This is a genomic window from Helicobacter sp. (assembly GCF_022770205.1).
Taxonomy (GTDB): domain Bacteria; phylum Campylobacterota; class Campylobacteria; order Campylobacterales; family Helicobacteraceae; genus Helicobacter_D.
Map to the genome: position 1 here is coordinate 1 of NZ_JALEIK010000006.1, position 2,779 is coordinate 2,779.

Here is a 2,779-nt window from a genome sequence, read left to right on the forward strand (position 1 = left end):
GGAATCCAAGGAGTTTAAGGCAAAATACGCAAAGCATCCTTATCCACCATTAATGGATCCTAGTAAGGTTGTGTGGGAGCAAACTGATGCTAGGATTGCGTGGGATTTTAATCTGCCTTTGCCACCTTTTTATTCTATGCTCTATCTTTGTCCCCACAGCGTTGGGACTGGGGCAATGCTAACTTTTTTAAGGACTGCGGGGGGGGGGGGGATTTAGTGTCTCTTATAATGAAGCTCCAACAAAAGCAATAGAGCATTATGTTTCCCATTACACGCATCTTATTAGCAATAGAGATAAGTTTAATGTCCTAGCCTTTGAATGCTATGGTGTGGAAAAATTTGGGAGTGATAGAGAAAGGGAGAAATATTTTGCACTAGTTAGTAAGAGTGTGCCAGCACTTATGCAAGTGCGTGATCCTATTGAGAGCTTAAAGCACGGGGCGTTGAATTGGGATTTGTTACTTGCAAACCTTGGGGATTTGCAAAGGGATTTTAGCCTAGCCTTTGATTACCATTATTTTGATAAAATCTTACGCATTAGAAAAGCTACATATGAGCCGCCAAAGGATTTTTCTTATCTTAATAAACAAGGTCCTGGGATTTGGACTTCTTTAGTTAATGCGCTAAATCCACAAGATTTAGTCTATATGGATATGCAAGAGATTTCAAAAGATAGGGCGTTTGATACGCTGACAAAGCTTGCGAAGCATTTTAACTTTAATCTACCACAAGAAAAAGATAGAAAAGTTTATGAAGCGAAGCATTTTAGCGGGAATTTATTCTTTTTATGGAGCAATGCACCGCTAGTTTTATGGGTAAATTCTAAGGATTTATCAAACAAATATTCTAAAAAGAATCCAAAAAATGTGTTAGCAAATCCTAATAAAAATTTTGAAATTATCAAAGATGGTAGTTTTAGGATTTACTTTACAGCACCTGAAGGGCATTTAGGCGTGGTAGATATTGCGGAGCATTTTGAAGATGAAGCAACACAAGAAGAAATAACAAAAGAAGCAATGACAAAAGAAATTGGAGTGTATATGCAAGAAGGTGAATTTAAAGCCTTGCGTAAAGATGCTATGCTGTGGGAGGCAACAAAGGAATATGTGAATGAGTTTTTAGAATATTTAAAGGTGGAATCCAAAAAGGCGCAAAATGAGCGCATTACCACAGAGCAAGTCTTAGAAGCCCTTAAGGCGGATAAAGAAGCGGCAAAAAACTTAGAAGCAGTCTTAGAGCCGTCATTAAGGCATTTAAAAAAGGCGCGTCCAGATATTATAAAATCGTGGAAATATTATCAAAACTTTAAAAAACTTTGTAAAGGATAAGGTTTAAGGCATTTTTTATTACAATAGCGGAATTTTTCTAAAAGAGTGAGTGAATGGAAAATGCTTTGAATGTCTCACAGCTTAGTGGAAACTTGAGCAAAGAATTGCTAAAAGAGGCAGTAGATAAGTTTGGCACGCCTTTGTATGTGTATGATTTAGGGAGGATTGAAGCGCGTTTTAACGCATTAAAACAGGCTTTTAGTGGTAGGAAGGTGCTCATTTGCTACGCACTCAAGGCAAATTCTAATTTAAGCGTGATTAAGAAGCTATCAAGCTTGGAGAGTGGGGCTGATTGCGTGTCTTTAGGGGAGATTAAACGCGCGGTGATGGCTGGGATTCCAAAGTATAAGATTATTTATAGTGGCGTGGGGAAGCAGGATTTTGAGATTAAAGAGGCAATTGGGCTTGGAATCTTGTTTGTTAATGTGGAAAGCAAGGAGGAGATGCTACGCGTGGAGGCTTGTGCTAGGGAGCTTGGAAGCCCTGCTAGGATTTCAATCCGCGTGAATCCTAACATTGATCCGCAAACGCATCCTTATATCGCGACAGGATTAAAGGAAAATAAATTTGGTGTCAGCATTGAAGAGGCGAAGGGAATGTATCTACACGCGCACAATGCGGAGTTTTTAGAGCCTGTTGGAATCCATTTTCATATCGGCAGTCAGCTAACAAAGCTAAAGCCTATCGCTGAGGCGGCGCAAAAAATCGCACAGCTTACACGGAGTTTGCTAGCATTAAAGATTGATATTAAGTTTTTTGATATTGGCGGGGGGATTGGGATTGCTTATAATGATGAAAATACAATTCCACCTCATGATTATGCGCAGGCGATTTTAGCGGAGTTGCGTGGGCTTGATGTAACAATTATTTGTGAGCCTGGAAGGTTTATTGTGGGGAATAGTGGGGTGTTTTTAACGCAGGTGCTGTATCAAAAGGAAAATCAAGGCAAGCGGTTTGTTGTGGTAGATGGGGCGATGAATGATTTAATCCGCCCTAGTCTTTATGCTGCCTATCATCAAATCCTAGCCCTTAAAAATACGGAATCTAAAATGAGTGAAGCTGATGTGGTAGGTCCAATTTGTGAGAGTGGGGATTATTTGGGTAAAAACATTGTGCTACCACATTGTAAGCGGGGGGATATTTTAGCAGTTTTAAGTGCTGGGGCGTATGGCTTTAGTATGGCGAGTAATTATAACACGCGCCCTAGATGCGCAGAAGTGGTGGTTGAAAATGGAAAAATCCGCTTGGTGCGCAAAAGAGAGAGTTTTGAGGATTTAATCGCGCTAGAGCGGGAATATTTATAGTTTTACAAGGAAGGGTATGAATTTAGCAGAGCAAACAAAGAAACTTTTAGAGATATTAGGCGATGGTTTTCCACTAGAGCGTTTGGGGTTAATCTTACAGCATAAAGAGATGATTTTAGAATGGTTGGAATCCAAGGAGTTTAAGGC

2 protein-coding genes and 1 pseudogene are annotated in these 2,779 nt (G+C 39.8%); all 3 read left to right on the forward strand.

The genetic code is table 11. The features are described 5' to 3' along the window. Positions 1 to 217 (forward strand): annotated as a pseudogene (locus MRZ19_RS01475) (invasion protein); the annotation flags it as partial. Between the two features lie 112 nt (positions 218 to 329). Next, positions 330 to 1,328, forward strand: coding sequence for a DUF2972 domain-containing protein (locus MRZ19_RS01480; protein ID WP_291029621.1), 999 nt, complete (start codon positions 330 to 332; stop codon positions 1,326 to 1,328). A 53-nt stretch (positions 1,329 to 1,381) separates the two neighbouring features. Beyond that, positions 1,382 to 2,632: a diaminopimelate decarboxylase gene (gene lysA, locus MRZ19_RS01485; protein WP_291029623.1), complete on the forward strand. Its 1,251-nt coding sequence runs from the start codon at positions 1,382 to 1,384 to the stop codon at positions 2,630 to 2,632. Positions 2,633 to 2,779 lie beyond the last annotated feature (147 nt).